This is a genomic window from Bradyrhizobium sp. B120, assembly GCF_049075665.1.
In the GTDB taxonomy this organism is placed as follows: domain Bacteria; phylum Pseudomonadota; class Alphaproteobacteria; order Rhizobiales; family Xanthobacteraceae; genus Bradyrhizobium.
The window spans coordinates 4,332,492-4,358,952 of sequence record NZ_CP185242.1; the positions used below are offsets into that span (position 1 = coordinate 4,332,492).

Genomic DNA, 26,461 nt, shown 5'->3' on the forward strand with positions numbered 1-26,461 from the left:
GCGCGATCAGTAGCGCGCAACCACCGGGCCACCCCACTTGTAGTTCACGCGGACGGTGACGAGGTCGACGTCCTGGCGATCGCGGATGCTGCTGAACAGCGCGCCGGTCGGGGTGGTGAGGTTGTAGGTCTTGTCCTGCATGAACAGGTGGTCGTACTCGACACCAGCGGTCCAGTTCGGCGCGAAGCCGACTTCGATGCCGGCGCCGATGGTGCCGCCCCAGCGGGTGTCGCTCGTGCGGCCGGCAAGCACGCCGGTCGGCGTGAAGTAGGTGCTGAAGCGGTTGTCGGTCAGCGCCGCACCGCCCTTGGCGTAGAGCAGCACGTTGTTGACGGCGTAGCCGATCTGGCCGGTGAACAGGCCGAACGCGTCGATCTTGGTCTGGTTGGTGAACAGGCCCGGGAAGATCGCGCTGTTGTTGCTGCCCTTCAGGTCAGCCCAGTCGCCCTGCGCTTCGAGGCCGAACACCCAGGTGCCCGACTGCCAGCGATAGCCGATCTGGCCACCGGCAACGCCGCCGGTCGCATCATGGCAACCATCCGAGCCGAGCAGGATGCCGCCCGGGATCTGGTCCCAGCAATTGTGGCTCGAGCCCCAGCCGCCGTTGGCGCCGATGTAGAAGCCGCTCCAGTCATAGACGGCGGCGATCATCGGCGGCGGCGCCTTGGTGTAGGGGCGCGCAGCAAGATCGGCGGCCGCGGCCGGCGCAGCGAACGCAATCAGGACAACCGTAGCGAGCAAAAACTTCTTCATAATCAAACCCCCAGCTTCCCCATCGGCTTCCAAAGGTCCCGAAGCGCGATCTCAGACGCGAGCGCCCGTCTGATGGCTGGTACCTATATCCTGATTCAACCGGAAGCGCCGTCTCCCAAATGCAACACTCGGGGAAGAAGTGTCGACAAAGCAAGGCGTTGATTTAACTTACATTTTCATAAGGCGTCGGAGCCCGCTGGTGACCGGCAGCGAAATCGGCGGCCGCGCCATCGCCATCGGCCGCTTCTACGGCTGGTTGTGGCGAACAAAACTGGAACGGTGTCGGCTTCAATGCTATATCTTGAATATCGTGGATAACCGCGCGACGGCGAGGGCATCGAGCCGGCACCGGCCGTATAGGTCATTCGCGACGCCTGCAAGTAAGTGGCGATGGTTGAGAGTGGCGGCCGATGTCCGGCGCCCGGTTTTTGAGTGGAGATGATGCGATGGCGGGAAGCGTGAACAAGGTGATCCTGGTTGGAAACCTCGGCAAGGATCCGGAGATCCGGCGGACGCAGGACGGCCGTCCGATCGCCAATCTTTCCATCGCCACCTCGGAAACCTGGCGCGACAAGGGCACCGGCGAGCGCAAGGAAAAGACCGAGTGGCACCGCGTCGTGATCTTCAACGAGGGCCTCTGCAAGGTCGCCGAGCAGTACCTGAAGAAGGGCGCCAAGGTGTACATCGAGGGTCAGTTGCAGACCCGCAAATGGACCGACCAGAGCGGCGTCGAGAAGTACTCGACCGAGGTGGTGCTGCAGGGCTTCAACTCCAACCTCACCATGCTCGACGGGCGGGGCGGCGGAGGCGGCAGCTTCGCCGATGATGGCGGCGGCAGCGATTTCGGCTCGTCCGGTCCGGTCAGCTCGGCACCGCGCCGTGCGGTCGCCGCCGGCGGCGGCAGCCGCAACAGCGACATGGACGACGACATCCCGTTCTGACCGCCAGCCGCGGTTTCGACGATTCCGTCAGGCGCCGTTCCGGTGAAGATTCATTTCCCGGAGCGGCGGTATAATGCGGCAAGGGTGGGTTCTTGTGTGGATTATGAGGATAACCTCATATCCATCTGATCATATTTCACTAACATCCGGTGGATCGCGCGAGTTCCTCAGACTTTGACACAGGCTAATGTGAATGATATTTACATTGGCCTGCGGCGAGTGACGCCTCGCCGTGAGCTTCACTCGAGGGCTGCCATCATGAGCCTCGCGCCATTGCTCGACGCTGCGCCTGCGATCCCGCTCCATGCCTTTGCCGCGATGGCTGCGTTCGTGCTCGGCTCCATCCAGCTCGCCGCACCGAAGGGCACGCTGCCGCACCGGACGCTGGGCTGGATCTGGGTGATCCTGATGCTGGTCGTCGCCGGGAGCTCGTTCTGGATCCACCAGATCCAGCTGGTGGGCCCGTGGAGTCCGATCCACCTGCTGTCGATCTTCTCGCTGGTCATGCTGGTGCTCGGCGTGACGGCCGCGCGGAGCCACAACGTCCGCCGTCACAAGTTCACGATGATCGGCATTTTCTTCGGCGCGCTGGTGATTGCCGGCCTGTTCACCTTCGTGCCCGGGCGGATCATGCACGCAGTGGTGTTCGGGCACTGAGGGAAGCGAAATCGCGAATGGTGAGCGGCGAATAACGTACCGGGAACCCGTGTTCCATGCGCAATTCGCCGCTCACGATTCGCTTCCCGGGCCAAGCCGCGGCCGAAGCCGCAAACAAGCCCGTAAGTACATGAAAAAACGAAGGGAAAAACGGCTTGCCGGAGCCGCGCAAGGGTGGTTATCAGGCCCCTGATGGTCTATATGATTCCCTAGCAGAACTGACCGGATTTCCCCTTTGTCCGAACCCGAAGACGACAAGCCCGGCGAGCCGCCGGTGCCCTCAGATATTCGTCCCGTTTCCATTCTCGACGAGATGAAGAAGTCCTACCTCGATTACGCGATGAGCGTGATCGTGTCCCGTGCGTTGCCCGATGCGCGCGACGGGCTCAAGCCGGTGCACCGGCGCATCCTCTATTCGATGCATGAGCAGGGACACACGCCGGACAAGAAATACGTGAAGTCCGCGCGCGTCGTCGGCGACGTGATCGGTAAATATCATCCGCATGGCGACCAGTCGATTTACGACGCGATGGTCCGCATGGCGCAGGACTTCTCGCTGCGCGTGCCGCTGATCGACGGCCAGGGCAATTTCGGCTCGGTCGACGGCGACCCGCCGGCGGCCTATCGATATACCGAGGCACGGCTGACCAAGGCGGCGCTTGCCGTTCTGGCCGACATCGACATGGACACCGTCGATTTCCAGCCGAACTACGACAACTCGGAGAAGGAGCCGGCGGTTCTGCCGGCCCGCTTCCCGAACCTCCTGGTCAATGGCGCCGGCGGCATCGCCGTCGGCATGGCGACCAACATCCCGCCGCACAATCTCGGCGAGGTCGTCGACGCCTGCGTGGCGCTGATCGACAATCCGGCGCTCACGATCGACGAGTTGATCGACATCATTCCCGGACCGGACTTCCCGACCGGCGGCATCATCCTGGGCCGCCAGGGCATCCGCTCGGCCTACCATCTCGGCCGCGGCTCGATCGTGATGCGCGGCAAGGTGGCGATCGACACCATCAGGAAGGATCGCGAAGCGATCATCATCACCGAGATTCCCTATCAGGTGAACAAGGCGACGATGGTCGAGCGCATCGCCGATCTCGTCAAAGAGAAGAAGATCGAGGGCATCGGCGACCTGCGCGACGAGTCCGATCGTGACGGCTATCGCGTCGTCATCGAGCTGAAGCGCGAAGCGGTGCCCGACGTGGTGCTGAACCAGCTCTACCGGTTCACGCCGCTGCAGACGAATTTCCCAGCCAACATCCTGGCGCTGGATTCCGGCCGTCCGCAGACGATGAATCTGAAGGACCTGCTCACCATCTTCGTCGCGTTCCGCGAGCAGGTGGTGACCCGGCGGACCAAGTTCCTGCTCGGCAAGGCCCGTGATCGCGCCCACATTTTGGTCGGCCTTGCGATCGCCGTCGCCAACATCGATGAGATGATCCGTGTCATCCGAACCTCGCCCGATCCGAACACCGCGCGCGAGGCCCTGATGTCGCGCGACTGGCCGGCGCGCGACGTCGAGGCGATGATCACGCTGATCGACGATCCCCGGCATCGCATCAACGATGACGGCACGCTCCGGCTGTCGATGGAGCAGGCCAGGGCCATCCTCGATCTCCGGCTGCAGCGCCTGACCGCACTGGGGCGGGACGAAATATCCGAGGAGCTCGACAAGCTCGCGGCCGAGATCGCCGACTATCTCGACATCCTGCGCTCGCGTGCCCGCGTGCAGGGCATCGTCAAGACCGAGCTCGCCGAGGTGAAGCAGCAGTTCGCCACCCCGCGCAAGACCGTGATCATCGAGCAGGAAGGCGAGGTCGAGGACGAGGACCTGATCCAGCGCGAGGACATGGTCGTCACCGTGTCGCATGCGGGCTACGTCAAGCGCGTGCCGCTGTCGACCTACCGGGCGCAGCGCCGCGGCGGCAAGGGCCGCGCCGGCATGCAGACCCGCGACGAGGATTTCGTCTCGCGGCTGTTCGTGGCCTCGACCCACACGCCGGTGCTGTTCTTCTCGTCGCGCGGCCAGGTCTACAAGGAGAAGGTCTGGCGGCTGCCGATGGCGGCTCCCAACGCGCGCGGCAAGGCGCTGATCAACATCCTGCCGCTGGAGCAGGGCGAGCGCATCACCACCATCATGCCGCTGCCGGAGGATGAATCCTCCTGGGGCAATCTCGACGTGATGTTCGCGACCACCAGCGGCACCGTTCGCCGCAACAAGCTGTCCGATTTCGTCGACGTCCGCCGCTCCGGCATCATCGCCATGAAGCTCGGCGAGGGCGAGGCGATCGTCGACGTGCAGATCTGCACCGAGCGCGACGACGTGCTGCTGACCGCCGCCGGCGGGCAGTGCATCCGCTTCCCGGTCACCGATGTGCGCGTCTTCACCGGCCGCACCTCGATGGGCGTGCGCGGCATCGCGCTGGCCGAGGCCGACAAGCTGATCTCGCTGGCGATCCTGCGCCATGTCGAGACCACCTCGGACGAGCGCTCAGCCTACCTGAAGATGCGCCGTGCGGTGGCCGGCGAGGCGACGGCCGAGGAGCCCACGGATGCCGAGGGCGAGGAGATGACGAACGCGATCCAGCTGTCGCAGGAGCGCTACGCCGAGCTGTCGGCGGCCGAGCAGGTGGTGCTCACCGTCTCCGTCAACGGCTTCGGCAAGCGGACCTCGTCCTACGAGTACCGCACCACCGGCCGCGGCGGCAAAGGCATCGTCGCGATGAGCGTCAACAACCGCAACGGCAACCTGGTGGCGTCGTTCCCGGTCGAGGACGCCGACCAGATCATGCTGGTCACCGACAAGGGGCAGCTGATCCGTTGCCCGGTGGCCGACATCCGCGTCGCCGGCCGCTCGACCCAGGGCGTGATCGTGTTCGATACCGCCGAGGACGAGCATGTGGTCTCGGTCGAGCACATTCCGGAGGAAGAGAACGGCGCGAACGGGAACGGCGAGTAGGGCCGTTCCCGAACGTGGTTCGTTGCATGCGGCTCGAGGTTGGGGCCCCACCAGGTTGATGCCTGATTGCCTGTGCGTTTCGGGCCGCGCCTTCGCGTCGTTTGGCCGAGATTCGAGAACGTGCGTCTCTGTTCGAAGGGCGCCCCGTTCAGGGCGCCTGGGGGGCAGACAGCATTTTGAACAGAACGCTATCGCCGTCTCGTTGCGCTGTTTCGCGTGACGTCGCGTAGCCGTGCACGAGCTCCAAATCGCCTTCGGAAACATGCCATTTCCAGCGAGTGGGCTCTTTCTGCGCACTCACGATAACCTCCAGGAGGCGAACGCGGGTTTGTTTGGCCATCTTGCCGACATGCGTCTTGGTTGGCTCGCTTGCGAGCGCGCCCAATCTGGTCGCGCAGGAGTTATTTCTTCTTCCTCGGCGGGGGAGGATTGATCTCGGCGATCTTGCGCAGGCAATCGGCTTCGGTGTCGTGCGGGCCGGTCACGAATGTTCCGCTGACTTTTGTGGAATACCAACCTGACGTCACGCCGAGGCGCACGGACTCTTCAATCTTGACGTGACGAGGCGAGAGATTTTGCATGAAGGTCTTTCGGTGAGTGCGTTTGAGTCTGTCTCGAACGCACGGGGGAGGCTTTCAACCATCCGACTGGAACATTCGTCGGGTTCGCCTCGCGCTGGCAAGCCGCGCCAGCCGGCAAGCGTCGTCGTTCCTGCGCGCGATTGCTGCAAATAGCCAGCACTTTCTCGCGCTATACGGGTATTTGTCCGATCAGGCAGATCGTACCTTGTATTCGACCGCATCGTCGCCATGTCGATAGGACAAACAGGGAATGTATTTCGAATGAAGCTTCGCGTCGGATTCGAAATGCACTACGAGTTCCCCCAGCCGACGCCCATGATCATGGTGCTGGGCACGCATTTCACGCGCGCGTCCGATATCATCGTCCCCGACCACCTGACCACCACCCCCGCGGTGCCGATCACGCCGTATCGCGACGGGTTCGGCAATTGGTGCAGCCGTATCGTTGCGCCGGCCGGTCCGATGCGCCTGGCGGCCGACGGCGTCGTGCGCGACAGCGGCGCGCCTGATCCGGTGTTTGCTTCGGCCGGCCAGCACGCGGTCGAGGACTTGCCGGCGGACACGCTGGTCTATCTGCTGGGCAGCCGCTATTGCGAGACCGACCGGCTTTCAGAAATCGCGTGGAAGCTGTTCGAGGGCACGCCGCCGGGCTGGCCGCGGGTCCAGGCCATTTGCGACTTCGTCCATCGCCACATCGCTTTCGGCTACGAGCACGCCCGGGCCACCAAGACGGCGCGGGAGGTGTTCGACGAAGGCAAGGGCGTGTGCCGCGACTACGCGCATCTCGCGATTGCCTTCTGCCGCTGCATGAACATTCCGGCGCGCTATTGCACCGGCTATCTCAGCGACATCGGCACCCCGCTGCCTTGGGCGGCTGGCGATTTCGCCGGCTGGTTCGAGGCCTATCTCGGCGGCCGCTGGCATATGTTCGATCCGCGCAACAACGTGCCGAGGATCGGCCGGGTTCTGATCGCACAGGGACGGGATGCCTCCGACGTTCCGATTACCCAGACGTTTGGGCCAAACACGCTGATCTCGTTCAAGGTCTGGACCGACGAGGCCGCTTCATGACGGATGATCCCCAAGTCCTCAGCTCGCAAGAGTTCGCCTCCCTGGTCGAGGTCGGCAAGGGCGAAGCGCAACGGGAGATTCCCCAGTTGCACGGGGAGCGCCTTGTCGGTCTCGGCTACGCAGTCAGACGGCTCGGTGAACTCGGCCTGACCGCATCCGGCGTTCGTCGTCTCGCGGCGGGCGAATAGACCGGTCCAGGCCCTCGGAGGTCCGTGTCCGACTGGGGGTCCCGGATTGTGCTTCGCTGCATCCGGGCTACGCGAGCCGCTCGATCAAATCTCGATCTCGGTGCCGAACTCCACGACCTGACCGGTCGGCACGCCGAAGAACGCCGCGGAGCGCTCGGCATTGCGCTGCAGGAAGGCGAACAGCGATTCCCGCCACACCCACATGCCCGGAACGTCCTCGCGCGGGATGATGGTTTCACGGCCGATGTAGTAGGTCACGTCAGAGAGATCGATGCCGGGCAGCTTGCCCTGCCGGCAGGCGAGCTGCAGCCCTTCGTAGATCGTCGGGTACTGCATGAAGCCGTAGTGCAGGATGATCCGGGTGATGCCCGGGCTGATCTCGTTGACGTCGGCGCGTTCCTCGTCGGGAATCCGCGGCCGCTCCTCGATCTGCACGGTGACCAACAGCACGCGCTGATGCAGCACGTGATTGTGCTTGACGAACTGGGTCAGTGCGAGCGGCACGCCGTTGGGGGCCGAGGCCAGGAACACCGCGGTGCCGGGCAGGCGGGCGCTGCACTTGTTGACCGCAGTCTCGATCAGATCCTCCTCGGGCTGGCGCAGCTTGCCGCGCGCCCTTTCGACCAGCTTGACGCCGCCGCGCCAGGTCATCATCAGGAACGCCACCGCGGCCGCCAGCAGCAGCGGGAACCAGCCGCCCTCGAACAGTTTCTCGGTGTTCGCCGCAAAGAAGATCGCGTCGATGATGAAGAAGAAGCCATTCACCGCGATCACGATGATCGGCGAGTAGCCCCACTGGATCGCGACCAGCGCAGCGAGCAGCGTGGTGATCGCCATCAACAGCGACACGGCGATGCCGTAGGCGCCGGCCAGCGCGTCCGAGGTGCCGAAGGCGAGCACCGCGCCGAGCGTACCCGCCGCAAGCAGCCAGTTCACCAGCGGCACGTAGATCTGTCCGATCGCATCGCTCGTGGTGTGCCGGATATGCATCCGCGGCAGGAAGCCGAGCTGGATCGACTGCTGGGTCAGCGAGAAAACGCCGGAGATGATGGCCTGCGAGGCGATCACGGTGGCAACGGTCGCGAGCAGGACGAGCGGGTAATGCGCCCAGTCGGGGGCGAGCTGGAAGAACGGGTTGTCGATCGAGCCCGGGTCGTTGATCAGTTCACCGGCCTGGCCGAAATAGTTCAGCACCAGCGCGGGCAGGCAGATCGCGAACCAGGCGAGCCGGATCGGAAAGCGGCCGAAATGCCCCATGTCGGCATACATCGCCTCACCGCCGGTGACCGCGAGGAACGCGGCGCCGAGGATCGCAAAGCTGACGTGGAAATCCTGATGGATCAGGAAGTCGAACGCATAGAACGGGCTCAGCGCCACCAGCACGCCGGGCGCCTTGACGATACCGTGAATGCCGAGCGCTGCGAGCACCGTGAACCAGAACAGCATCACCGGGCCGAAGATCTTGCCGATGAAGCCCGTGCCCTGCTTCTGCATGAAGAACAGGCCGATCAGGATCACGACGGTGAGCGGCACAACCGCCGGCGCCAGCGAGGGAGCGTCGACCTTGAGGCCTTCGATCGCCGACAGCACGGAAATGGCCGGCGTGATTGCGCCGTCGCCGTAGAGCAGGGCGGCGCCGATGAGGCCAACGACAAGCAAATGGGCGCGCCAGGTACCGGGCGCCGCGTTGCGCGCCGAGAGCAGCGCCAGCAGCGCGACGATGCCACCTTCGCCGCGGTTGTCCGCGCGCAGGATCAGCATGGCGTATTTGACTGAAATGATGAGGATCAGCGCCCACAGGATCAGCGAGACCGTGCCCAGCACCGCAGCTTGGCTGAGTGGCCCGCCATGGGCGGCGGCCTTGGCGGCTTCCTTCAGGGCGTAGAGGGGGCTGGTGCCGATGTCGCCATAGACGACACCCAGGGCACCGAGCGTGACGGCAACCGGAATCGGACTGCTTGGAGGATGGCCAGAAGAAACGATGGCGGGCGTACTGGTCACGGCAATCCCCCGATGGCTTGCGCCCGCCGGGTGATCCGGTCGGGCGCCTTAGACGATAGTCTGCGACGGGACGTCGCAAATTACCATTGGGTTTTGTGTGACGGACGGAAGTGACGCCTTGATGGGTCAGAAGTGACTACGGCGTGCGGTCGGCGGTGACGAGGCGGGCTTCGCGAACCACCGTCTTGTTGCCGGCGCTGCGCAGGCAGGAGGCCTCGAAATTCGGCCAGGCCTGCTGGGAGCAGTCCTTGCCGACCGGATGGATGTCGAGACGGTCGCTCTTGGCGAGCGGCTGCGGGGTGGAGGCTGCGACCTGCGGCGCAAAGCCCGGCAGAACGGTGAGCGCGGCGGCGATGAACGCGGCAACGCTGATAGCGGAAAGTGCCTTGATCATGACGGTCCCCATATGATCGGGCCCCCCGGGCCCGTCGTTTCGTTGTCCAATGTCTACCGGCCGCGCGTTTCCTGGTGTCTTCGCCAGGGTGGAAAATGGTTTCATCGCGGGCCGGTTTTGTTTCGTCCGCCAACGGCCGACGAAACATTCACCCACGTAGACGCTGGCATCCCAGGACTCGTTCACTGGACGAGGGGGTATTTATTTCGCGCGACCGGCGGAACCCGGGCGGCTTGCCGGGGAGAGCCGGGCGGGTTAGGAGGGACCATGTCCCGTATCGCGATCTATCCCGGCTCCTTCGATCCCGTCACCAACGGCCATCTGGACGTGGTGAAACAAGCCGTCTTCCTCTGCGACCGCCTGATCGTCGCCATTGGCGTCCATCCCGGCAAGAAGCCGCTGTTCTCCACCGAGGAACGGCTGGCCATGGTCCATGAGGTGTTCGACCCGATTGCCCAAAAGGCGGGCTGCGCCTTCGAGGCCTCGACCTATGACAACCTCACGGTCGCGGCCGCGCGCGCGGCCAAGGCCACGCTGATGATTCGCGGTCTGCGCGACGGCACCGATCTCGACTACGAGATGCAGCTCGCCGGCATGAACGAGGCGATGGCGCCCGAGGTGCATACCGTGTTCGTTCCGGCGTCGGTCGCGGTCCGCCCGATCACCGCCACACTGGTGCGCCAAATCGCCCAGATGGGCGGCGACTTCTCTGCATTCGTGCCGTCATCAGTCGCCGCTAGCCTGAAGGCCAAGTTCGCCGGCTGATGCCGGCAGCCTGCCACACCCAGAACGTCCAGAGGTCCGGAGTTTCCATGATCCGCATTCTTGCATTCGTTGCCGCGTTGCTTTGCGTCGTGCCTGCGGTCGCGCAGCCGCTGCCTGCCAATCTCGACAAGGCCAATGCGATCGTGATCGACACCACCAAGGGCCGCATCGTCATCAAGCTGCGCACCGACATCGCGCCCCAGCATGCCGAGCGCATCAAGCAGCTGGCGCGCGAGGGCTTCTACAACAATGTGCCGTTCCATCGCGTGATGGATGGCTTCATGGCGCAGACCGGCGACGGCCAGAACTTCAACGGCACCGGCGGCTCGAAATATCCGAACCTGAAGCAGGAATTCTCCCAGGTCCCGTTCAAGCGCGGCATCGTCGGCATGGCCCGGCGCGGCGACTCCGTCGACAGCGCCAATTCGCAGTTCTTCATCATGTTCGCCGACGGATCGAGCCTCAATGGCCAGTACACCGTGATCGGCGAGGTGGTGTCGGGCATGGACGTGGTCGACAAGCTGAAGAAGGCTCCCGCGGGCTCTCCCGGCGGCGCCGTCACCGATCCCGACAAGATGGTGAAGGTGCAGGTCGCATCCGACATCAAGTGATCGACGATGGCGGCGCGCAGCAAACCACTTGCCTGGTTCGCCGCGCCGCTGGTGCTGTGGCTCGCGCTGACCGGATCGGTGGCAGCCGAGCCGGAGCAACTCAATACGATCAGGGACGTTGTTCTGGCGATCCATCGCTGCTGGCGGCCGCCGCCGGCGGAAAAGGCCGGGCCGATCGACATTACCGTCATTGTCAGCTTCAACCGTGAGGGCGCGATCCTCGGGCATCCCAGGATCAGCTATGAATCGCAGGAGGCGACCGACAACGACCGGATTGCGTACCGGGTCGCCGTGATGGATGCGTTGCAACGCTGCACGCCGATGCCATTTACCGAGAGCCTGGGTGGCGCGGTTGCGGGCCGCCCATTCGCGATCCCGTTCAGGAATAAGAAATATCCACCCCGAAGCCAGGAGAAGCGAGCATGGCTGCTACCGAAAATACTCTGATCCTCGAAACCACCCAGGGCCCGGTCACGATCGAGATGCGCCCGGATCTCGCACCCGGTCACGTCGCGCGGATCAAGGAGCTGGTGCGCGAAGGCTTCTACGACGGCATCGTGTTCCATCGCGTGATCGACGGCTTCATGGCGCAGACCGGCTGCCCGCAGGGCACCGGCATGGGCGGCTCCGGCAAGAAGCTGAAGGCCGAGTTCAACAAGGAGCCGCATGTCCGCGGCACCGCCTCGATGGCGCGCGCCGCCAATCCGGATTCCGGCGACAGCCAGTTCTTCATCTGCTTCGACGACGCCTCGTTCCTCAACGGCCAGTACACGGTCTGGGGCAAGGTCACCGAGGGCATGGAGAACGTCGACAAGATCAAGCGCGGCGAGCCGGTGAAGGATCCGGACAAGATCGTCAAGGCGCGCATGGCCGCCGACGCGGCGTAAAATCAAGGTCGTCATGCCCGGGCTTGACCCGGGCATCCATCTTTCGAAAACGCTTTTCCGTAAGTGATGGATTGCCGGGTCATAGGCGAGCGGAAGCGACGCCGTTCTTCGAACGGCTATGCCCGGCAATGACTGTCCCCACGATGCGCACCGATCTCTTCGATTTCGAACTGCCGCCCGAGAGCATCGCGCTTCGCCCCGCGAGCCCGCGCGATTCCGCGCGGATGTTGGTGGTGCATCCGGACGGCGTGCTGCGCGGCGCCACGATCGCGGACCTGCCGCATTGGCTGGAGGCGGGCGATCAGATCGTGGTCAACGACACCAAGGTGATCGCGGCCCAGCTCAAGGGCCGCCGGATCGGGCGCGAGACCGAGCCGAAGATCGAGGCGACCCTGATCAAGCGGCTCGACGGCTCGCGCTGGCAGGCGCTGGTGAAGCCGGCGAAGAAGCTTGCGCCCGGCGACACCATCCGCTTCGGCAATGAGGGCAAGGTCTGCCTGCTCGGCAATCTCGATGCAGAGGTCGAGGCCAAGGGGCAGGAGGGCGAGGTGACGCTGTCATTCTCGTTCCATGGTCCGGTGCTCGACCAGGCCATCGCCGATGTCGGCGCCACGCCACTGCCGCCCTACATCGCCTCCAAACGCACGCCCGACGAACAGGACGTCAGCGACTACCAGACCATGTTCGCCGCCAACGAAGGCGCGGTCGCCGCACCGACGGCGGGGCTGCATTTCACGCCGGCGCTCGAGGCCACGCTGAAGAGCCGCGGCGTCGAGTTGCATCGGCTGACGTTGCATGTCGGGGCAGGGACGTTCCTGCCGGTGAAGGCCGATGAGACCTCCGACCACAAGATGCATGCCGAATGGGGCTGCATCACCGCCGAGACCGCTGCTGCCCTGAATGCCGCGCGCGCAAAGGGCGGCCGGATCGTCGCGATCGGCACCACGTCGCTGCGGCTACTCGAAAGCGCGGCAAATGCCGACGGCACCATTCAGCCGTTCGCGGCGGAAACCTCGATCTTCATCACGCCGGGCTATCGCTTCCGCGCGGTCGATATCCTGCTGACGAACTTCCATCTGCCGCGTTCGACGCTGTTCATGCTGGTCTCGGCCTTCTCCGGCCTGGAGACGATGCAGGCCGCTTACGCGCACGCGATCAGCGACGGCTACCGGTTCTATTCATACGGCGATGCGTGTTTGCTCTTTCGGGCGGGCGGATAGTTCAGCGGGCACAACTAGATGACCGTCACCCTGAGGTGGCCGCTTCTTCAGCGGCCCTCGAAGGGCGACGGCCCGACTGGGGCCGTGCATCCTTCGAGGCTCGCTCCGCTCGCACCTCCAGCGACAATGGCTACGCCATTGCGCGGGGATGACGGGTTGACGAGCTTCCAGCTCACGCCATCGCGCGTTCGGGCAGCAGCTCGGCGATCTGCACCGCGTTCAATGCGGCACCCTTGAGCAGTTGATCGGCTGCGACGAACATCGAGATCGAGTGCCCGGAGGGATCGCTGAGATCCTTGCGGATGCGGCCGACCAGCACGTCGTCCTGGCCGGACGCATCGATCGGCATCGGGAAGTAATTCTTCGCGCGATCGTCGACGATCGTGACGCCCGGCGCCTGCGCCATGATCGCGCGCACCTGATCCTCGGTGATCGGCTTCTCGCATTCGAAGGTGATCGCCTCGCAATGCGCGCGCAGCACCGGCACCCGCACGCAGGTGACGCCGACCGCGATCTTGTCGTCCTCGAAGATCTTGTGGGTCTCCTTGATGACCTTGGTCTCTTCGTCGTTGTAGCCGGTCTCCGGATCGATGGCCGTGTTGTGGTTGAACAGGTTGAAGGCGTAGGGGTGCGGCATCACCTTCGGGGTGTAGACCTGTCCATTGAGATTGGCGCGGGTGGATTCGACGAGCTCCTCCATCGCGGCTGCTCCCGCGCCGCTTGCGGCCTGGTAGGTCGAGATGATCACGCGCTTGATGCGGTTCTTGCGGTGGATCGGCCATAGCGGCACCAGTGCGGTGATGGCGGCGCAGTTCGGGTTGGCGATGATGCCCTTGTGGTCGCGGATGCGGTTGGCATTGATCTCGGGGATCACCAGCGGCACGTTCGGATCCATCCGGAAGGCCGACGAGTTGTCGACCACCACGGCGCCGGACTTCACGGCGACAGGCGCGAACTTCTTCGAGATGCCGCTGCCGGCCGAGAACAGCGCGATGTCGACGCCCTCGAAGGCGCGCTCGGTCAGCTCCTCGATCACGACCGGCTTGCCGCGGAAGCTGACGGTCTTGCCGGCCGAGCGGGCGCTCGCCAGCGCCTTCAGCTTGCCGACGCGGAAGCCGCGCTTGTCCATGGTGGCGATGAATTCGGCGCCGACTGCGCCGGTGACGCCGACAATCGCGACGACGGGATCGTTACTCACTTTATCCTCCATTCGAATTTGAGCATGACGCGGGCAACAAAAAAGCCCCGGACCTTCATCAGGCGGGGCTTCGGGTAGAGATGATGCTGTACGACCGACTATGCGCGCACGCCTCCCGAGGCCCCAGAGGGCTTGGTGGTTTTGGTCGTGCGTTTGGTCGCGGTGATCATGGCTCGGACTTATGCGGCAGAGATCGGCGTCCGTCAACGGCTTTTGGGCGAAAACCTGGCAAGGGAAAACCTGGCAGCGCCCGCGCCGCTCTCAGCGCCGGCGCGCGCCGGGCGGCTCGAGGATCACCTCTTTCAGGTCGCTGCCCGTCAGCACAACGATGATGAAATTGAGCTTGCCGCGCTCGCGCATCAAGCCGCCGCTGATCGCCTTGCCCGAGGTCGTGTGCTCGGCGACACGCACCGCATCGGCGAGCCGATGCCGCAGCGCCCTGAGCACGACAAGGTTGTCGCGATCCTCGGCGCCGAGGGAGGCCAGCGGCGAAGGGGGCTCGCCGCCGACCACTTGGCCGGTCGAGGCGTCGATCGCATGCTGCCAGATGCGGTTCTGCTGCATGGTCTTGACCCGATAGACTGCGGGATCCGACGCGCCGTCGAAGCTGATGTCGGCGGTGATCGAGCCTGAGTGCAGCGCCTCCGCAATCGCCATCGCCTTGCGCAGCGAGATCTGGGCGGACTGGAAGCTCTCGAGCTCGCGGCGAACCGCATGCACGTCGAGCGCGCTGTCACTGTCCTGCGGGGTCAGCGCGGCGGCAGCCGAGCTCGTGATCGCATGGGCCGGCGACGCGAAGGGCAGCGCCAGCAGAGCGGTTGCAAGCAGCCGCGCTCCCAATGCCCAATGCCTCAGTGCGCGCAATCGTCCTGTCCTCATCGTCGAACCTGTATTGAACATGTGCACGCGTATGACCCGTGTTCGCAGAGCGAGGGGCGGGCCGAGAAAGGTGCGGCCGACCTCTGTTAGTCAGAGGCCGGCCGCCGAACGTTCAGGCGGAGCGATGGCGGCAGCTCCGTCGTGACGATCGAAGTTACAAGGCGACGCAGAACCCTTGGGGGGCGATCCGGGCTGAGCGTCTCTTTGCAACTAAACAATACGGTTTCGTTCTGTTTATTCAAGACTCATCACGGCAACGTGTAAGACGACGAAACGATCCTATAAAACGGTCAGCGCGGCGGCCGGCGACGCGCCTTGGCGGCGTCACGCAGCCGATCCCGCGGTCCCACGGCACCGGCGAGGAACAGCCGGATCGAGACTTCCATCCGCGTCACGGCGGCTTTCATGTCGATCAGAATCCCGAATGTCGCCATCCGGTGGGTGTGGCCGACCACCATGTTGAGGAAGGTCTCGGCCGCGATCGTGGTGTCCTCGAGGTCGAGGGCGCCATTGTCGACCAGATGGTCGAAGAAATCCGCCGTGGTCGACACCGCCTTCGACCAGCCTTCGTCGACGGCAAGCTTGGCGACCTCGGGGAAATTGATCGCCTGCGCGGTCAGGATCCGGCTGAAGGCGATCGAGTCGGCGCTGCAGTTCAGCACCAACAGCTGGCGCCCGAGCTCGATCAGTCGTTCCTCGACCGAACCATCGCAGCTACCGCCGGCCTGCGCTTCGGCCGCCGCGGCGGCGAGCGGGGCCAGCCAGCGGGCAATTTCGCGCCTGAGCACCGCGGTGAACAGGCCGCGCTTGTCGCCGTACTGTCCGTAGACGGTGGGCTTGCTGACGCGGGCGGCCTCGGCCACGGCGTCGATCGATGTCGCATCGAAGCCGCGCTCGAGGAACAGGCGCGTGGCGACCTCGATCAGCCGCTGGTCGCGCTCGATCGCAGCATCCCGGGTCGGCCGGCCGCCACGTGACTTGATCACGCCGCGCTTGGCCATCTTGGCCTTGGTTGCCGTCAATCCCATTGCCCATTCATCTCGTTGTGCGTTCGGACGGGTCTGTCCGGTCTATAACCCGCGCGATGCGGATTCGTCCATTCGGTGGTACCGGGGGCTGGCCCGCTTTAAGGCGGCGTCGCGGTCCAGGCCTGCCCCGCAGCGGCCTTCTCGTAGCCGTACTGGTAGAGCGCGCGCATATAGGCGGTGTCGAAGCCCTGGGTTTCCGGCGCCGGATAGTCGCGCTCGATGTAGGACAGATGGAAGCCCAGCCGGTTGCGCCGGGCGAAATCATAGGTCGAGAGAATGACCGAGCGCGTCTGCGCCTGGGTGATCGCGGAAATGCTGCGTGAGGCGACGTCGATTGTCGAGTTCGACACCAGCTCGAAGTTGCCTTCGAGCTTCTTGTTGACGAGGATGTAGATGTTCATGCGGCCATCGGCGGGCCAGGCACGCTCGCGGAACAGCAGTGCGTCCGGCAGCGTCAGGACCGGCGCGGTCACGCCGCCGTCGACATGCATCTCCTGGAAGCGGCGGCCCTGGCCTTCGGCATCGATCATGATCGGCGGAAACACCAGCGGGATGCTGGCGGAGGCCGCCATCACGTCGCGAAACAGCTGTAGCGCCTCCGGCGTTCCGACGGCGGCGATCCGTCCCATGTCCCAGATCACCGTGCGCTGGGTATCGAGATCGGTGGTGACGATCAGGAGCTTTCGGCCCTTGGCGTTTTCGCGTGCCACCTCGCTCAGGACGTCCTGGCCGACGTAACGCGCCACCAGCTCGCGCAGCCGCTTGTTGCCGAACAGACCGGAGCCGAACAGCACCCGCATCAGGCTCGGGTCCTGCAGCAGGCTTTCGGCGATCCCGGACGTGTAGACCTCCCTCAGCGTATCGTCGTAGCGCGGGCCGAGGAACGCAAAGGGCGCGATCAACCCGCCGGTGCTGACACCGGAGACGACCGAGAAGCTCGGGCGGTTGCCGGCCGCGGTCCAGCCGTTGAGGACGCCGACGCCATAGGCGCCGTCGGCGCCGCCGCCGGAGAGGGCGAGATAGGTCTTGATCGGGGCAACGGCGTTCCTCTCGAGCCGGAATTTGGACGCCGGCTCGTCGGCGTAGCGGCGCAACCCGTCGAGATCGAGCACCCGCGCATTGGCGGCGTCGGCCGCCGTGTAAGGCATCCGCGGCAGCGAGCTGCAGGCCGCCAGCGCGAAGGCGAGCCCGCACAGCAGCACCGCTTGCCGGATCGCATGAACGGTTGTCATCCGATGGCGGACGCCGTCAGGCCGGGCACTGCAGGGTGGAAACATTTCGGCCAGTCAGGTTTCACTCGGATTGCAGTCGCGGCGGGAACGATCCGCCGCCTTATTCTCGACATAAAACGATACGGTTTCGTTTTGTTTAACCGAAGGACTGTTCCGGGGCAAGCGTCCGCCCGGCGGTTGGCGTTCACGAAGTCGCGCGGAAGCCGTTACCCGACGGGTTGATCGGGCACCGGCGACACGCAATAAGCAGCCGCATGAATCTTCCCAATCATTTCGAACTGCTGGCCACTGACGGCGCCGCCCGCACCGGGCGCCTGACCACGCCGCATGGCGTCGTCCGGACGCCCGCATTCATGCCGGTCGGCACCGCCGGGGCGATGAAGGGCATGCATTGGCGCGAGGTGCGCGATGCCGGCGCCGATATCGTGCTCGGCAACACCTATCACCTGATGCTGCGGCCGGGCGCCGAGCGGATCGCGGGACTTGGCGGCCTGCAGCGCTTCACCGGCTGGGGTGGGCCGATGCTGACGGATTCCGGCGGCTTCCAGGTGATGTCGCTCTCGGAGCTGCGCAAGGTGACCGAGAAGGCCGTGACCTTCCGCTCGCATATCGACGGCGCCAAGGTCGAGCTGTCGCCGGAGCGCTCGATCGAGGTGCAGCGGCTGCTCGGCTCCGACATCGCGATGCAGATGGACGAGTGCGTGCGGCTGCCGGCCGAGCGCGCCGACATCGAGCGCGCGATGCAGCTGTCGCTGCGCTGGGCCGAACGCTCCAAGCGTGCCTTCGAGAGCGCACCGGACGGTTACATGCTGTTCGGCATCGTGCAGGGCGGCGACATCCCCGATCTCCGCCACGCCAGCGCGCGCGGGCTGACCGACATTGGCTTTCACGGCTACGCGATCGGCGGGCTGGCGGTCGGCGAGCCGCAGGCGGTGATGCTGTCGATGATCGAGGAGACCGCGCCGGCGCTGCCGTCCGATCGGCCGCGCTATCTGATGGGCGTCGGCACGCCGGAGGACATTCTGGAGGCGGTGGCGCGCGGCGTCGACATGTTCGACTGCGTGATGCCGACCCGCAACGGGCGGCACGGCATGGCGTTCACCCGGTTCGGGCAGATCAATCTGCGCAACGCCCGGCACATCGACGATCCGCGTCCGCTCGACGAAGAGAGCACGTGGCCGGCAGCGCGCAACACTTCGCGCGCCTATCTGCACCATCTGGTACGTGCCGGCGAAACACTTGGGGCAATGCTGCTGTCCGAAATCAACGTCGCCTATTACCAGGAGCTGATGCAGGGCATCCGCGACGCGGTGGCAAACGGCACCTTCGAGGAATTTAAAACGAAAACGCGCGCCGGTTGGGCGCGCGGTGACATCGCTCCGAGGTGAGCCTAAGTGATCAGTTGCACACGATCGGTTTCACCGTGTGCTTGGTTACGAACCCGTAACCGCAATTGTCGCAGGTCCAGAGATAGCTGATCAAATTGTCGAACAGGTACGCGGACGCTTCTGCCGCTACCATGGAGTCAGCACACACAGGACAGGTCGGCAAATCGCTGCCGCGCGGATCGGGTCTGGACGCTGCGGTCGACCGGACTTCAGCAAGTGCTGGCATGTGCGCCTCCCTTTGCGTTCTGAGCTGCACCTGACGAAAGTATATAGACGCACTTGTTTGACCTTGTCGCAACACAAATGCGTAGGTTTTACGTTATTTGCGTAGGTTCTTATCTTGCGATGCAACGAATTGCCGCCTCGGCGGTTTCTCACTTGCGCGTCATGATGCGCTGCATCTAATGAGAGAAGACCGCATATTTCCAGCATATCCCGCAGCAGGAGCCGCTTGATGGACGCGCCGTCGACAACGAGTGCAGTGCAACCCGGACGCGGCCGCGTCTTTGACTCCATCGTCGATGCGATCGGCTCGACGCCGATCGTGCGGCTGCGCAGACTGCCGCAGGCAAGCGGCGTCAACGCGACGATCCTCGCCAAGCTGGAATACTTCAATCCGGCGGCCAGCGTGAAGGACCGCATCGGTGCGGCGATGATCGTGGCGATGGAGAAGGCCGGCATCATCAACGCCGACACGGTGCTGATCGAGCCGACCTCGGGCAATACCGGAATCGCGCTCGCCTATGTCGCGGCATCGCGCGGCTATCGGCTGAAGCTTGTGATGCCGGAATCGATGTCGATCGAGCGGCGGCGGATGCTCGCCTTCCTCGGCGCAGAGATCGTGCTGACCCCGGCGGCGCAGGGCATGAAGGGCTCGATCGCGACCGCGGAAGAACTCGTGCGCACGACCCCCAACGCCGTCATGCCGCAGCAGTTCAAGAACCTTGCCAATCCCGAAATCCATCGCCGCACCACCGCGGAGGAGATCTGGAACGACACCGGCGGCAACATCGATTATTTCGTCGCCGGCGTCGGCACCGGCGGCACCATCACCGGCGTCGGGCAGGTGCTGAAGCCGCGCAAGCCGTCATTGCGCGTCGTCGCGGTGGAGCCGGAGGAGAGCCCGGTGCTGTCGGGCGGCCAGCATACGCCGCACAAGATTCAGGGCATCGGCGCGGGCTTCATCCCTGACATCCTCGATCGCTCGGTGATCGACGAGATCGTCAAGGTCAACAGCGCGACCGCGATCGAGACCGCGCGCGCGCTGGCGCGCAACGAAGGAATTCCCGGCGGCATCTCGTCAGGGGCGGCGATCGCGGCCGCCTTGCAGATCGGCAAGCGGCCGGAGGCTGCGGGCAAGACCATCCTGGCGATTGTGCCGTCATTCTCGGAGCGCTATCTCTCGACGGTGCTGTTTGAAGGAATCTAGGACATGGCCGACCAGCCGAGACGACCGCGAACCCTGAACGATGCCCGTAGCGAAGCCGAGGCGGCGTTCAAACGGGCCACAACCAAGGTCGCGGACGCGCTGCCAAAGACTGCGGCCGTCCCGGTCCCCGGCGTCCGGGAGCAGGTCACGCTGAGGATCGATCAGGACGTGCTGGCTTATTTCCAGGAGGGCGGCCCTGGCTGGCAGGACCGCATCAACGCGGCGCTGCGCAAGGCCGCCGGGAAGTAACGCGCTTTCGAAGCAGAGAAGCCCGGCATGATCCCCGGGCTTTGTGATCGAGCGGCAGCGGTGTAGCGCTGCGCGGTGGTCATCTTGCGCGCGCCGGCAGCTTTGCCCCGGGCTTCAGGTTCAGGAGGTTGCCGGCCAGAATCATGGCGGCGCCAAGCACCGTATAGGCGTCGAGCCGCTCGGCATAAATCAGCCACCCGACGATCGCAGTCAGCGGCACCCGGACGAAATCCATCGGGATCACGACGGTTGCATCGGCATGGAGCAGGGCGCGCGCCATGCAGTAATGCGAGAAGGTGCCGCAGAATGCGATCACCGCAAGCCAGCCCCAGGTGGATAGCGGCGGCCAGGTCCAGACATAGAGCGCAGGCCCGATGCTGGCGAGCGACTGCACCACCAGCATCCAGAAGATGATCGTCAGCGCCTGCTCGGTTCGCGTCAGCGATTTGACCACGACGATCGAGACCCCGAAGCCCATGGCCGCGGCGAGCGCGATCAGCTGGCCCGGATTGATCGCACCGGTCGCCGGCCGCACGATCACGATGACGCCGACCAGACCAAGCACGATCGCGACGATCTTCCAGGATGTCATGCGTTCGCCGAGGAAGCCCGCCGCGAGGATCGCGGTCCAGATCGGCATCGTGAACTCGATCGCGACCACTTGGCCGATCGGGATCAGTGTCAGCGCATAGAACCAGCCAAGCTGCGCGCAGAAATGGATCAGGTTGCGCGCGATGTGGACGTGCACGCGTGCCGTCTTCACGATCGAAAAGCCGCCATTGATGTGGATCAACGGATACAGCATCACGAAGCCGAGCACGCCGCGCACGGCCATCAGCTGGAAGACGTTGACCTCGCGCGTCGCCTCGCGGCCTGCCACCGCCACGATCAGCATCAGCGCGAGCCAACCTGACATCCACAGTGCTGCGCGGGTCTTTGAGTGCGTGCGATCCATGATCGGAATGCGATGAGGAGGGATTCCCGGTATCGGCGAGCCGCTACGAATTTGCAACGCGCAATTCTGCCGATGCGTGGTGCGCCAGCCGCGTGATCTCTGCTAAGCAGGCATCACTAATCATATCAGGAGAATCTGCCCATGCGTGTCTTGCAACCGGCCGAGTGGTCGAAACCCCGCGGCTTCTCGCACGGTGTCGCGTTCGATGCCCCGGGGAAATGGATTGTCTTGGCTGGACAGACCGGCGGCGACGAGAAGGGCGAGTACGCGCCCGAGATGGCTGCACAGGTCGGCACGGCACTGAAGCGGATCATCAAGCTGTTGAACGAAGCCGGCGCCGGTCCCGAGCACATCGTCCGCCTGACCTGGTACCTGACCAGCCGCAGCGAATACGAGGCCGCGGGCCCTGGCATCGGCGCGGCGTGGAAGGACACGCTTGGACGCAATTTCCCGCCGTCCACGCTGCTCTATATCGACGGGTTGGTCGATCAGCGCGCCAAGGTCGAGATCGAGGTCACGGCATTCATTCCCGCAGCATAGGACCTTCAGCGATGAACAAGAGCAACATGCGAAAGGCGCCTGAGCTCCTCAAGGGGTTCGCGACCGGGTGGCCGGAGCAACAACCGGATATCATGGTGATCTCCATGACGACGGACAAAGGCGTGCACGACTTTGCGGTCACCAAGGATCAGGCGCTGTTGATCGCCCGCACCATCCAGCAGACCGCCGAGAATCTTGGCAAGCCACGCACTGCGTAGCGAGCGCATGGCGAATGAAAAACGCCCCCGAGATTTGGGTCCCGGGGGCGTTGTTGTCTGAAGGCCGGTTACTTCGTCAGCGTGATGTTGGCGCCGCGGAACTGGCTGTCGGCCCTGATCGTGACGGACTGCTTGTTGCCGCTGGTGCGCATCGAAATGTCGGCGTTGAAGCCGGGCGCGCTGGCAACGACCTGGAAATTGCCGCCGCCGCCGCGACCTTGCAGATCGCCGCTGACATTGCGGCTGGACTCGCTCCAGGAACCGGTAACCGCGCTACCCTCGGCCTGCACGTCGGCCGCCAGGTTGAACTTGTAGGCGTCGCTGGCGCAGGTGAGGCTCATGGTCATCCTGGGCCCACCGACGTGATAGGTCGCACGGCAGCGGATCCGCTCGCTGGAGCCGTCGTCGAGGGTAACCGAGCCGGCGCCCGACCAGGTGCCCGCCATGCCGGCGAACGGGCCGGACTGGGCATGGCCTGCGGTGCTTGCTAATGCCGTCACGAAAAACGCGACGGCTGCAAATGCTGGCCGCCGCGCGATAGCGAAGAAACTCGATACGCTGGTGATCTTACTGACGGGATGCTTCCCATCGGCCGCTGCACGGTACGCCAGCTGATGCCCCATTCCACTTCCCCGATCCGGAGTTGCCACTGAGTTGTCCGTTCGCATATGCACCATTGATCGAGACTCGCACAAGGCCCCCGCTGCCGACGGTGCCGGAGATCGTCGCGCCGGGCGCGGTGATCTTTCCTTCCGAAACGGTCAGGGTGGAGCTGGACGACGGCTCGCAGCTACCGGTCTTGGTGACGACGGTGACGTTCCAGAGGCCGTCATAAGGCTGCTGCGCGGAGGCGGGAGCAGCGGTGAGGGCGGCAGCCGAGGCGACCGAAGTGACCAAAATCAGGTCGCGAATGCGGATCGAACGCATGAATCAAATCCCTGTAATTTCGTGTGATGACGCGGCTTATCCTGTCACAATGTGTTCAAAATTTGCTGCGTCGCGGGAGCCCCGAATGTTCCTGTGAACTCAAACACATCATAGTGAATCTGGTTCCGGGCCAGGAACGAAGAATTTGTTCCGTCGTTTGATCGTCTGAGGTATTTAGATACCAAATTGCGGATTAGTGCTTGCCAGGGCTGAGGTTAGGCGCCTTGGTCGCAAACTGCTCATCCTGGGGCTTGGCCGGCAGCGCGCCATTGACCTTGCCGTAGTCGATGACCTCACCGAGCAGGCGCAGCCCGAGCGGTGCCAGCGCACGCTCCCAGAGCTCGCGGGCCGTCTCGCCCTTCTTGACGAACACCCAGTCCTGGGCGGCGATCGCGCCGGCGTCCATGCGGTCGGCGAGGTGATAGATGCTGCCGCCGGCGATTGGATCGCCTTCCTTGATGGTCCACTCCACCGCTGCGATGCCGCGGTGACGCGGCAGCAGCGAGGGGTGGTACCCGATGCCGCCAAGCTTGGCCACGGCAAGCGCCTCCTTGCTGACGCGGGCGTGGCTGTGGGCGGTCACGATCAGCTCGGTGCCCGGCGCGATCTCGGCGGCCGTCACCAGCTTGGGATCCGCCTGGACAATGACCTCGATGCCGGCCGCCCTTGCCGCTGCCGCCAGCCGGTCCTCGCCGTCATGGACGACCACCCTGACCAGCGTGACGTGGTGCTCGCGCAGCATGTTCAGGGTCGTCACGCCGAAATGGCGGGAACCGACAAGGGTAATGCGCATGGGATCAATTCCGTGGGGGTTACGCGGGATTTGCTTGGGCTGCCGCTATGCCGATAGCACACCGCGGTCGCCTGGTTCGTTGTCCTGCCCGTTATCAACAGGCCGGCCGGCTGGCAACCTCAGGCCGCCGGCGGCTTGCTCGCCAGCACCTTGTCGATGCGCCGGCCGTCGAGATCGACAATCTCGAAATCCCAGCCCTGCGCAGTGGTCTTCGCACCGGTATCGGGGATCGCGCCGAACGCATGCAGCAGGAAGCCGGCGGCGGTCTGGTACGGCCGCGGCGAGGGCAGCGCGATGCCGAGCAGTTCGCTGAATTCGAGCGCCGGCATCCACCCCGAGATCAGATAGGAGCCGTCGTCGCACCTGACATAGGCGGGCTCGGCCGGGCCTTCCTCGGTATGGAAGGCGCCGACGATGGCCTCGAGGATGTCGGCGCTGGTCACGACGCCCTGGAAGGTGCCGTATTCGTCGTGCACAAGGCCGATATGCACCGCGGAATCGCGCAGGATCGCGACCACGTCGCGGGCGTCGACGGTCTCCGGAATGATCGGCGCATCGCGCGTCAGCGCGCGGACGTCGGGCGTCTGGCCGGCGAGGTAGACGTCGAGCACGTCCTTGGCCTGCACGATGCCGAGCGCATGATCGCGGTTGCCGTCGAACACCACGCAGCGCGAGTGACTGCTCTTTTGCAGCGCCGCCAGGATCTCGGGTGCAGGCGCGGCGAGGTCGATCAGGCTGACCTCGTGGCGCGGCGTCATGACGGCGCCGACCGGCAGATCGCCAAGGCGCATCACGCCGGCGATCATCTCCTTTTCGCCGGGCTCCAGCACGCCGGCGTTTTCGGCTTCCACCACCAGGGTCTTGATCTCGTCCTCGCTGACGCGGTCCTGCGCATCCTCGCGATGGCCCAACAGCCACAGCAACGATTTGCCGGAGCGGTCGAGCAGCCACACCACCGGCAGCGACAATTTCGCCATCACCGTCATCGCCGGCGCGGCCCGCACCGCGATCGCCTCGGGATCGCGCAGCGCGATCTGCTTCGGCACCAGTTCGCCGACGATCAGCGAGGCATAGGTGATCACGCCGACCACGATGGCGACACCGGCAGCGTCGGCGACGTTGGCCGCCACTCCAACCTCGAACAGCCATTGCGACAGGCGCTGGCCGAGCGTCGCGCCCGAGAAGGCACCCGACAGCACGCCGATCAGCGTGATGCCGATCTGCACCGTGGAGAGGAATTTGCCGGGATCGGAGGCCAGCGCAAGCGCGCGGCGCGAACCGCTGACGCCGCGTTCGACCAACGCCGCGAGGCGCGCCGGACGGGAGGAGACGATCGCGAGCTCCGACATCGACAACAGACCGTTGACGACGATCAAGACCGCCACGATCGCAAGTTCCAGATATAACACGGGAGTCCCTGAGGTTTGGCGGCATGGCCGCTCTGCGACGCCCTATATAGGCATAGCGGGGCCGTTTTGCTGTGCCTTGTCGGGCGCCCCTGCACAAGCAGAGGGTGCGTATGGCGCGCATGCAGCAGGAGATCGCGGCATTTGGCGCGCTGGCGCTTGTGACACCGGCGCGTTTTCTTCCCCCGAGCTGCAATCCGGTGCGCTGGAAAACGCTCCTAGGCGAGTATCCGCAGCTCAGGTCTGACGAACGTCTTGCCCGATGCAGAAGGCTGACTCAGCATTTGTTTGGCAGCGGCTTGCAGCTGCACGCGTAAATCGGCGTTGCATTGCTTCATCTGGTTGCGCAGTTCGCGTCGGGAGAAGGCGGTGAGCGAGGGGTCCGCAAGCTGTTGCCAGGCGGTGCGGAGCCATTCCTGCAGCTCGCGAATGTTCTGATCCAAAGTCTTCTGATCCAGGACGCTGGGCTGGGTCATGCAGCCAAATCCCACGAAGTGATCAGTTGCAAAGTAACGCTGATTCGCGTCGCTTCACCTAGCGCTATGTTGCGCAGGCGCGTGTTCGGCAGGGGAGATCGGATGCGGCAGGCGCACCGTTGCCCGGCTCAGCGCGCCTTGCCTGGGCCGGTGCGCAGGAAATCCAGCGCGATCGGCAGCGCGAGGAACAGCGCGGCCATCATCGAAAGCTCACGCGTTTGCGTGGCGGTCAGGCCGAGATCGTGTTGGGCGAGATAGGCGAGCATGATCGCTGTGTAGGCGGCGACGCAGATCGCGACGGCGATGCTCCCGAAATCGGTCTTGCTGTCGGTCTCATCGTTCACGGCGGCACCACGTCGTTGCGGGAGTGGTGTAGCGCGGCTCAACCTCCATCAACTATGAGCTGGTTCACGGCGCGAAACGGGCGATCGGCTTCGCTCGTCGCAGCGATCGATCAGGCGGGCTCGCGGCACGAAGCCTAGCGAGGGAGCTTGCGTTCCGGCTGGCTTTCCTGCGGAAGCTTGACCGGGACGTGGGGCGATGTGCTCACCACGCGCGGGCTGCCGTCGGAATGGGTCTGGCCGTTGAGCAATGTCTCGAGAACCAAAAAGAATTTTTCAGAAAGCATGGGCGTAGCCCTCGTCGTCTAATGTCCTTATGTCGCGGCATCCGGCGGAAAATTCGATCAATTAAAAGCGAGTCGCGCCGCCAT

31 protein-coding genes are annotated in these 26,461 nt (G+C 64.6%); 15 read left to right on the plus strand and 16 right to left on the minus strand.

What is annotated here, in order from left to right; translation table 11 throughout:
• Positions 1-6 precede the first annotated feature (6 nt).
• On the minus strand, positions 7-753 hold the full coding sequence (locus ACOIX3_RS19690) for an outer membrane protein (RefSeq protein ID WP_420971476.1): 747 nt from the start codon (positions 751-753) through the stop codon (positions 7-9).
• A 446-nt stretch (positions 754-1,199) separates the two neighbouring features.
• Between ACOIX3_RS19690 and ACOIX3_RS19695 the strand changes: the two genes are divergently transcribed.
• The 3 genes from ACOIX3_RS19695 (at position 1,200) to gyrA (ending at position 5,313) form a co-directional block, all read left to right on the plus strand.
• Positions 1,200-1,694 (plus strand): single-stranded DNA-binding protein, encoded by a 495-nt coding sequence (locus tag ACOIX3_RS19695; protein ID WP_097672149.1) that lies wholly within the window; start codon positions 1,200-1,202, stop codon positions 1,692-1,694.
• A gap of 258 nt (positions 1,695-1,952) precedes the next feature.
• Positions 1,953-2,351, plus strand: a complete 399-nt coding sequence (locus ACOIX3_RS19700) for a DUF2306 domain-containing protein (protein ID WP_342722075.1) — start codon at positions 1,953-1,955, stop codon at positions 2,349-2,351.
• A 235-nt stretch (positions 2,352-2,586) separates the two neighbouring features.
• Positions 2,587-5,313, plus strand: coding sequence for a DNA gyrase subunit A (gene gyrA / locus ACOIX3_RS19705; protein WP_420971477.1), 2,727 nt, complete (start codon positions 2,587-2,589; stop codon positions 5,311-5,313).
• Between the two features lie 401 nt (positions 5,314-5,714).
• Here the strand turns inward: gyrA and ACOIX3_RS19710 are convergent, their stop codons facing one another.
• Positions 5,715-5,894, minus strand: a complete 180-nt coding sequence (locus ACOIX3_RS19710) for a hypothetical protein (protein ID WP_173643488.1) — start codon at positions 5,892-5,894, stop codon at positions 5,715-5,717.
• Between the two features lie 261 nt (positions 5,895-6,155).
• Between ACOIX3_RS19710 and ACOIX3_RS19715 the strand changes: the two genes are divergently transcribed.
• Together ACOIX3_RS19715 and ACOIX3_RS19720 are read left to right on the plus strand one after the other, a co-directional pair.
• Positions 6,156-6,965, plus strand: coding sequence for a transglutaminase-like domain-containing protein (locus tag ACOIX3_RS19715; protein WP_420971478.1), 810 nt, complete (start codon positions 6,156-6,158; stop codon positions 6,963-6,965).
• Positions 6,962-7,153: a hypothetical protein gene (locus tag ACOIX3_RS19720; RefSeq protein WP_420971479.1), complete on the plus strand. Its 192-nt coding sequence runs from the start codon at positions 6,962-6,964 to the stop codon at positions 7,151-7,153. The genes ACOIX3_RS19715 and ACOIX3_RS19720 overlap by 4 nt, the downstream gene beginning before the upstream one ends.
• Before the next feature lie 84 nt (positions 7,154-7,237).
• On the opposite strand, the gene ACOIX3_RS19725 is transcribed toward ACOIX3_RS19720, so the two are convergent.
• A complete protein-coding gene (locus tag ACOIX3_RS19725; protein WP_420971759.1) occupies positions 7,238-9,136 on the minus strand; it encodes a potassium transporter Kup in 1,899 nt (632 codons plus the stop codon).
• 154 nt (positions 9,137-9,290) lie between these two features.
• A complete protein-coding gene (locus tag ACOIX3_RS19730; RefSeq protein WP_420971480.1) occupies positions 9,291-9,548 on the minus strand; it encodes a hypothetical protein in 258 nt (85 codons plus the stop codon).
• Positions 9,549-9,815: 267 nt separating this feature from the next.
• Between ACOIX3_RS19730 and coaD the strand changes: the two genes are divergently transcribed.
• From coaD to queA, 5 genes are all read left to right on the plus strand, one after another.
• Entirely contained in the window at positions 9,816-10,313 is a 498-nt protein-coding gene (gene coaD, locus ACOIX3_RS19735; RefSeq protein WP_375783139.1) for a pantetheine-phosphate adenylyltransferase, read from the plus strand.
• 47 nt (positions 10,314-10,360) lie between these two features.
• Positions 10,361-10,924, plus strand: coding sequence for a peptidylprolyl isomerase (locus tag ACOIX3_RS19740; protein WP_420971481.1), 564 nt, complete (start codon positions 10,361-10,363; stop codon positions 10,922-10,924).
• Between the two features lie 6 nt (positions 10,925-10,930).
• Complete coding sequence (locus tag ACOIX3_RS19745) at positions 10,931-11,371, plus strand: hypothetical protein (RefSeq protein ID WP_420971482.1); 441 nt, start codon at positions 10,931-10,933, stop codon at positions 11,369-11,371.
• Entirely contained in the window at positions 11,347-11,811 is a 465-nt protein-coding gene (locus ACOIX3_RS19750; RefSeq protein ID WP_016846097.1) for a peptidylprolyl isomerase, read from the plus strand. The genes ACOIX3_RS19745 and ACOIX3_RS19750 overlap by 25 nt, the downstream gene beginning before the upstream one ends.
• A 143-nt stretch (positions 11,812-11,954) precedes the next feature.
• On the plus strand, positions 11,955-13,031 hold the full coding sequence (gene queA, locus ACOIX3_RS19755; RefSeq protein ID WP_420971760.1) for a tRNA preQ1(34) S-adenosylmethionine ribosyltransferase-isomerase QueA: 1,077 nt from the start codon (positions 11,955-11,957) through the stop codon (positions 13,029-13,031).
• Between the two features lie 172 nt (positions 13,032-13,203).
• Here queA and ACOIX3_RS19760 read toward each other — a convergent pair whose 3' ends face one another.
• From ACOIX3_RS19760 to ACOIX3_RS19775, 4 genes are all read right to left on the minus strand, one after another.
• On the minus strand, positions 13,204-14,241 hold the full coding sequence (locus ACOIX3_RS19760; protein WP_420971483.1) for an aspartate-semialdehyde dehydrogenase: 1,038 nt from the start codon (positions 14,239-14,241) through the stop codon (positions 13,204-13,206).
• A gap of 249 nt (positions 14,242-14,490) precedes the next feature.
• Positions 14,491-15,093, minus strand: a complete 603-nt coding sequence (locus tag ACOIX3_RS19765) for a PepSY domain-containing protein (RefSeq protein ID WP_420971484.1) — start codon at positions 15,091-15,093, stop codon at positions 14,491-14,493.
• Positions 15,094-15,398: 305 nt separating this feature from the next.
• Complete coding sequence (locus tag ACOIX3_RS19770; protein ID WP_420971485.1) at positions 15,399-16,136, minus strand: TetR/AcrR family transcriptional regulator; 738 nt, start codon at positions 16,134-16,136, stop codon at positions 15,399-15,401.
• 98 nt (positions 16,137-16,234) lie between these two features.
• Positions 16,235-17,368 (minus strand): patatin-like phospholipase family protein, encoded by a 1,134-nt coding sequence (locus ACOIX3_RS19775; RefSeq protein ID WP_420971486.1) that lies wholly within the window; start codon positions 17,366-17,368, stop codon positions 16,235-16,237.
• A gap of 254 nt (positions 17,369-17,622) precedes the next feature.
• On the opposite strand from ACOIX3_RS19775, the gene tgt reads away from it, so the two are divergent.
• Entirely contained in the window at positions 17,623-18,756 is a 1,134-nt protein-coding gene (gene tgt / locus ACOIX3_RS19780; RefSeq protein ID WP_420971487.1) for a tRNA guanosine(34) transglycosylase Tgt, read from the plus strand.
• Positions 18,757-18,766: 10 nt separating this feature from the next.
• Here the strand turns inward: tgt and ACOIX3_RS19785 are convergent, their stop codons facing one another.
• The gene (locus ACOIX3_RS19785; protein WP_050400485.1) at positions 18,767-18,982 is read right to left on the minus strand and encodes a hypothetical protein; all 216 of its coding nucleotides are present in this window, start codon (positions 18,980-18,982) and stop codon (positions 18,767-18,769) included.
• A 228-nt stretch (positions 18,983-19,210) separates the two neighbouring features.
• Here ACOIX3_RS19785 and cysK point away from each other — a divergent pair, with 228 nt between their 5' ends.
• Positions 19,211-20,185: a cysteine synthase A gene (cysK, locus tag ACOIX3_RS19790; protein ID WP_375780966.1), complete on the plus strand. Its 975-nt coding sequence runs from the start codon at positions 19,211-19,213 to the stop codon at positions 20,183-20,185.
• A 3-nt stretch (positions 20,186-20,188) separates the two neighbouring features.
• Entirely contained in the window at positions 20,189-20,434 is a 246-nt protein-coding gene (locus ACOIX3_RS19795) for a BrnA antitoxin family protein (RefSeq protein ID WP_092114100.1), read from the plus strand.
• 79 nt (positions 20,435-20,513) lie between these two features.
• Here the strand turns inward: ACOIX3_RS19795 and ACOIX3_RS19800 are convergent, their stop codons facing one another.
• The gene (locus tag ACOIX3_RS19800) at positions 20,514-21,389 is read right to left on the minus strand and encodes a DMT family transporter (RefSeq protein WP_420971488.1); all 876 of its coding nucleotides are present in this window, start codon (positions 21,387-21,389) and stop codon (positions 20,514-20,516) included.
• 141 nt (positions 21,390-21,530) lie between these two features.
• Here ACOIX3_RS19800 and ACOIX3_RS19805 point away from each other — a divergent pair, with 141 nt between their 5' ends.
• Entirely contained in the window at positions 21,531-21,929 is a 399-nt protein-coding gene (locus tag ACOIX3_RS19805; protein WP_420971489.1) for a RidA family protein, read from the plus strand.
• A gap of 11 nt (positions 21,930-21,940) precedes the next feature.
• Entirely contained in the window at positions 21,941-22,147 is a 207-nt protein-coding gene (locus tag ACOIX3_RS19810) for a hypothetical protein (protein ID WP_420971490.1), read from the plus strand.
• A 68-nt stretch (positions 22,148-22,215) separates the two neighbouring features.
• On the opposite strand, the gene ACOIX3_RS19815 is transcribed toward ACOIX3_RS19810, so the two are convergent.
• The 6 genes from ACOIX3_RS19815 to ACOIX3_RS19840 all read right to left on the minus strand — a co-directional run bounded on the left by ACOIX3_RS19815 (position 22,216) and on the right by ACOIX3_RS19840 (position 26,093).
• Positions 22,216-22,593 (minus strand): hypothetical protein, encoded by a 378-nt coding sequence (locus ACOIX3_RS19815; RefSeq protein ID WP_420971761.1) that lies wholly within the window; start codon positions 22,591-22,593, stop codon positions 22,216-22,218.
• Between the two features lie 121 nt (positions 22,594-22,714).
• Positions 22,715-23,074, minus strand: a complete 360-nt coding sequence (locus ACOIX3_RS19820) for a hypothetical protein (protein WP_244549451.1) — start codon at positions 23,072-23,074, stop codon at positions 22,715-22,717.
• 193 nt (positions 23,075-23,267) lie between these two features.
• On the minus strand, positions 23,268-23,867 hold the full coding sequence (locus ACOIX3_RS19825) for a formyltransferase family protein (protein ID WP_420971491.1): 600 nt from the start codon (positions 23,865-23,867) through the stop codon (positions 23,268-23,270).
• Between the two features lie 119 nt (positions 23,868-23,986).
• Positions 23,987-25,276 (minus strand): hemolysin family protein, encoded by a 1,290-nt coding sequence (locus ACOIX3_RS19830; RefSeq protein ID WP_420971492.1) that lies wholly within the window; start codon positions 25,274-25,276, stop codon positions 23,987-23,989.
• Between the two features lie 215 nt (positions 25,277-25,491).
• Complete coding sequence (locus tag ACOIX3_RS19835) at positions 25,492-25,749, minus strand: hypothetical protein (protein WP_420971493.1); 258 nt, start codon at positions 25,747-25,749, stop codon at positions 25,492-25,494.
• Between the two features lie 128 nt (positions 25,750-25,877).
• Complete coding sequence (locus ACOIX3_RS19840) at positions 25,878-26,093, minus strand: hypothetical protein (RefSeq protein WP_420971494.1); 216 nt, start codon at positions 26,091-26,093, stop codon at positions 25,878-25,880.
• Positions 26,094-26,461 lie beyond the last annotated feature (368 nt).